Genomic DNA, 4,928 nt, shown 5'->3' on the forward strand with positions numbered 1-4,928 from the left:
CACGGTAGTGCTTCGTGTTCAGATCCGGCACGAACGGCGGCTTGCGCACACCCGTGAGGTCCAACAGCTTCCCGGTGTACTCGTTCTTCAGAACGTCGCTGAGACCTGACATTCCTTCGCTCCCCATCTCCTCGGCTCACAGGGCCGCGCCGGTCCTCTCGAGCCCGCGCGGTCACCCGATGATGTGCACATTCGGTCAGCGTACGAGGTGCATGTTAACGCCTCCCCAGGGGACTCTGAATCCGGCGTCAGCGCGTACCTGAGAGCGATTTGCCCCGGAAAACCGGCCTCACTCACCGTATGGTCCGAATGGCTGTCCTCCGGATAGACGAGTCATCACACCCGACGGTTGAGCGAGGCCGGTGAGAATCCTCAGCCGGGGCTCATCCGCAATACCCTCAGCCCTCGCGCACGCCGCTCACAACCGCGGGTCCACCGGCTCTGATTCCAGCGCCAAAACCGCGAACACCGCCTCGTGCACCCGGTACAGAGGCTCCCCGGCCGTGAAACGCTCCAGCGCCTCGAGCCCGAGCGCGTACTCCCGCAGCGCCAGCGACTGCTTCCGGCCCAGCGAACGCCGGCGCAGCCGCTCCCGGTTCCGCTCCTCCAGGTACTCGGGACCGTAGATGATCCGCAGGTACTCCGGCCCACGGCACTTCACCCCCGGCTGCACGATCCGGCGGCCCTCCCGCACCAGCGCCTCGAACGGCTTGACCACCATCCCCTCGCCGCCGGCCCCGGTCAGCTCCTCCCACCACGCCGACGCCGCCGCGACCGACGACCCGTCGGCCAGATCGACGATCCGACGGCCGGTGGCCCGGAAGAACCCCGGATCCGCCGCACACAGCCGATCCAGCACGTCCAGGTGCCATCCGTGATCCCGCACGGCGTACACCGAACCCTCACCCGCCAGCACCTGGAACGGCGCCAGCCGCACACCCTCGAGCCCTGACGTCGGCCAGCAGTACCGGCCGTACGCCGCCGTGAACGCCTCCGCCGCGGCCCGACGACCGCCCTGCGCCTCCAGAAGCTCACCGACATCCAGCCCGCGCGCCGCCGCCCGCTCCAGCACACCGATCGTCGCGCCGAGCCCGGCACGCGCAGCCGCACCGACCGCCGCGTACTGATCGCGCAGCAGACCCATCGCCTTCGCTGACCACGGCAGCAGCTCGCAGTCCAGCAGCAGCCAGTCCGTACCCAGCTCGTCCCAGAGCCCGGCCGCGTCCACCGCGGCACGCACCCGCGCCAGCAACGCCTCGGTCGTCTCCGACGCGTCGAAGAACGGCCGGCCCGTACGCGTCACCACGATCCCGGTCGAACCGTCCTCCACGCCGAACCGCTTCGCCGCCACCGACCCGGCCGCATCCCGCGTCACCAGCACCACCGCACGCGAACCCATGTGCTTCTCCTCGCACACGACCCGCGCCACGCCCGCGGCGGAGAAGTACCCGAACGCCTCGGCCGGCGCCTCCAGCAGACCCGGCCGCGCCGACGTCGCCACCGGGGCCATCGTCGGCGGCAGGTACACCAGCCAGCGCGGATCCACCGCGAACCGGCTCATCACCTCCAGCGCCGCCGCCGCGTTCTCCTCCCGCACCGACAGGTTCCCCATCAGCCGCGTCCCGACGACCCGGCGGCCGAGCACGTCGCCGAGGTCAAGCACCCCGGGATCGCGGACCGCGCGCGCCGGCCCGAGCGGCTTCGCCGGCTCGTACCAGACCCGCTCGGCCGGCACCGCGACGATGGCCCGCTCGGGGTACCGCAGAGCCGTGAGTTCGCCGCCGAACACGCAGCCGGTGTCCAGGCAGAGCGTGTTGTTCACCCATTCGGGCTCGACGGTCGGCGTGTGCCCGTACAGGACCATCGCCGACCCGCGGTACTCCTCCGCCCACGGGTAGCGCACCGGCAGGCCGTACTCGTCCGTCTCGCCGGTGGTCTCGCCGTACATCGCGAACGAGCGCACCCGGCCGGACGCCCGGCCCTGGTAGGCCTCCTTCAGGCCCGCGTGCGCGACCACGAGCCGGCCGCCGTCGAGCACGTAGTGGCTGACCAGGCCGCGGCAGAACTCGACGACCCGCGCCCGGAACTCCTCCGACTCCGCGGAGAGCTGCTCCAGCGACTCCGCCAAGCCGTGCCGGTGCTGAACCTTGCGACCCGTGAGCGCCTTGACCAGCTTGCTCTCGTGGTTGCCGGGAACGCACAGCGCGTGCCCGGCCTCGACCATGCCCATGACCAGCCGCAGCACACCCGGCGTGTCCGGCCCGCGGTCGACCAGGTCGCCGACGAACACGGCCGTGCGCGACTCCGGCGGAACCGCGTCCACGGGACGGCCCTCGGCGTCCGGGACCAAGCGGTAACCGAGCTCGGTCAGCAGCGTCTCCAGCTCCGAGCGGCAGCCGTGGACGTCGCCGATCACGTCGAACGGGCCGGCCAGCTCGCGCTTGTCGTTGTACGCCTTCTCGAACGCGAACACCGCGTCGTCGATCTCCTCGACGCCGCGCAGGATGTGCACCTTGCGAAAGCCCTCGCGCTCCAGGTTGCGCAGGTTGGCCCGCATCTCCCGCCGCTGACGCGCGATCACGTGCGGCCCCATCGCCCGATCCGGCCGCACCTCGTTACGCGCCCGGCACACCTCCTCCGGCACGTCCAGCACGACCGCCACCGGCAGCACGTCCTGCGACCGCGCCACCTCGACCAGCGCGGCCCGCGCCTTCGGCTGCACGTTCGTCGCGTCCACCACCGTCAGCAGCCCGCGCCGCAGCCGGATCCCGGCGATGTGGTGCAGCAACGCGAACGCGTCGGCACTCGCCGACTGGTCGTTCTCGTCGTCGCTGACCAGGCCGCGGCAGTAGTCCGAGGACAGCACCTGCGTCGGCGCGAAGTGCCGGGCGGCGAACGTCGACTTCCCGGATCCGGTGGTGCCGACGAGGACCACGAGGGAAAGCTCGGGGACCGTCAGAGTACGCATGAGTCAGTTCGCCTCCTTCGCTGAGATTGCGGAGCCGGTTGCGGTGCGGGTCGTGGTGCCGGTTGCGGTGCCGGTTGAGGTGCCGGTTGTGGGCGTGGATTCGGTGCTAACGGTGGAGGTGCTGCTGCTGGCGCTGCCAGTACCGCTGCTGATCGCGGTGGCGCGGTTTGCGGGTTCGGTGCCGCCGGAGGTGCTGCTGCCGCCGCCGCTGCCGGTGCTGCCGGTGCTGCCGGTGCTGCCGGTACCGTTGCCGCCGTCGGTGCGGTTTTCGTGGTTGCCCGCCGACGCATCCTGCGCACTGGTCGGGCCTGTTATCTCTATGAAGAGGGCCAGTTGGGTCGCCGGCCCGAGCTCGGGATCGACGTCGCCGACCTGCCGGTACTCGACGGCGTAGCCCCGCCGCGCCGCGACTCCGTCGGCCCACGCCGCGAACTCGGCCCGCGTCCACTCGAACCGGTGGTCGCGGTGCCGCATCCGGCCCTCCTCGAGGGTCTCGTACCGCACGTTGTACTCGGCGTTCGGCGTCGTCACCACGACCGCGCGCGGCCGGGCGGACCCGAACACGGCGTGCTCGAGCGAGGCCAGGCGCGGCGGATCGACGTGCTCGATGACCTCCATCAGCACGGCCGCGTCGTAGCCCTTCAGATCGGCGTCCGTGTACGTCAGCGACCCCTGCTTCAGCGTCAGCCGCTCGGCGACCTGCGCCGGAAGCCGGTCGAGGTGCAGCTTGCGCGCGGCGTACTGCAGCGCGCGCACCGACACGTCCACGCCGACGATCTCGGTGAAGTACCGGTCGTGCAGCAGGGGCCTGAGCAGCGCGCCGCCGCCGCAGCCGAGGTCGAGCACCCGCCGTCCGCCGACGTCCTTGAGCGCCGCGATCACCGCCTCGCGACGGTGCGCGGCGAGGGAGAGGCGGGGAGGCTCGGCCACTTCGGCGGCCACTTTCGCGGCCTCATTGCCGACCGTCTCCACGGCCACGTTGCCGACCGTCTCCACGGCCTCATGGCCGACCGCGCCAGGGGCGTCGGCCGCGTCGGCGGCTTCGACCGCTTCGGCGGCCTCGGCGGCGTCGATCTCGATCGCGTTGTCGAGCTCGGACTCGGGTACCTCGTCGGCCTCGGCGAGGCGGGCCAGGGCGCTGCGCACCAGGGTCGGGCGTCGGCCGAGGTAGCGGCGCGTGATCAGCTCGCGGTCCGGGTGGCCGGGCAGCCAGGCCTCGCCCGCGCGCAGCAGCTTCTCGACCTCGGTCGGGTCGATCCAGTAGTGCTTGGAACCGTCGAGGACCGGCAGCAGCACGTACAGCTGGCTGAGCGCGTCGGACACGCGCTGCACGCCGGCCAGCGTGACGTCGCAGTACCGCGACTCGCCCCACTCGGGGAACGCCGGGTCCAGCGGCAGCGGCTCGGCCCGCACGTCCCAGCCGAGCGGGCCGAACAGGCGCGTGACGAAGGCGGCGCCGGCCGGGACGACCGGCAGGTGCAGGCTCAGCGGCAGCGCGGTCGCGGCGAGTTCGGGCCGGTCCTTCGAGGTGCCGCGGATCGCGGTGCGGAAGACCTGGCCGATGGCGCCCGCGAGCAGCGAGGTCGCCGCGTACGGCCGGTCGTTGACGTACTGCGAGAGCGAGAAGTCGGCGGAGTCCAGGTTGCGGCTCTTGATCAGGCCGATCGGGTCGATCTCCAGGTAGAGCGCCGCCGTGCACCGCGTCTCGTCCGCCTCGGGGTAGAACACCCGCGAGCGGCCGAAGCCGTGCGAGAAGTCCTGCACGGCGGCGGGGTTCTTCGCCAGCAGGTAGCCGAGGTCGGTCGCGGGCCAGTCCGCTCCGGGCGGCCGCGTGGCGGTGATCGTGACAAGCATGCGCAGCAGTGTCCCGGACACCCGCGTACGGAGGAAACCGGATTAGCGGGGAGGGGCGGGAGGCGGCCCGCACGGCACACGGCGCGCACAGAACGGGGGCGAGCAC

At 71.9% G+C, this 4,928-nt stretch carries 2 protein-coding genes; both read right to left on the bottom strand.

Annotation, left to right across the window (positions count from 1 at the left end):
- Positions 1-418: 418 nt before the first annotated feature.
- Positions 419-2,968, bottom strand: a complete 2,550-nt coding sequence (locus KDK95_RS33950; RefSeq protein WP_212522469.1) for a polynucleotide kinase-phosphatase — start codon at positions 2,966-2,968, stop codon at positions 419-421.
- Between the two features lie 3 nt (positions 2,969-2,971).
- On the bottom strand, positions 2,972-4,822 hold the full coding sequence (locus tag KDK95_RS33955; RefSeq protein ID WP_212522470.1) for a 3' terminal RNA ribose 2'-O-methyltransferase Hen1: 1,851 nt from the start codon (positions 4,820-4,822) through the stop codon (positions 2,972-2,974).
- Between the last annotated feature and the right edge of the window lie 106 nt (positions 4,823-4,928).

The sequence above is a fragment of the Actinospica acidithermotolerans genome (genome assembly GCF_018139625.1).
Classification (GTDB): domain Bacteria; phylum Actinomycetota; class Actinomycetes; order Streptomycetales; family Catenulisporaceae; genus Actinospica; species Actinospica acidithermotolerans.

Excerpts from the sequence above, each read along its gene's own strand:
- KDK95_RS33955 (WP_212522470.1), bottom strand. The coding sequence starts at position 4,822 with ATGCTTGTCACGATCACCGCCACGCGGCCGCCCGGAGCGGACTGGCCC.
- KDK95_RS33950 (WP_212522469.1), bottom strand. The coding sequence starts at position 2,968 with ATGCGTACTCTGACGGTCCCCGAGCTTTCCCTCGTGGTCCTCGTCGGC.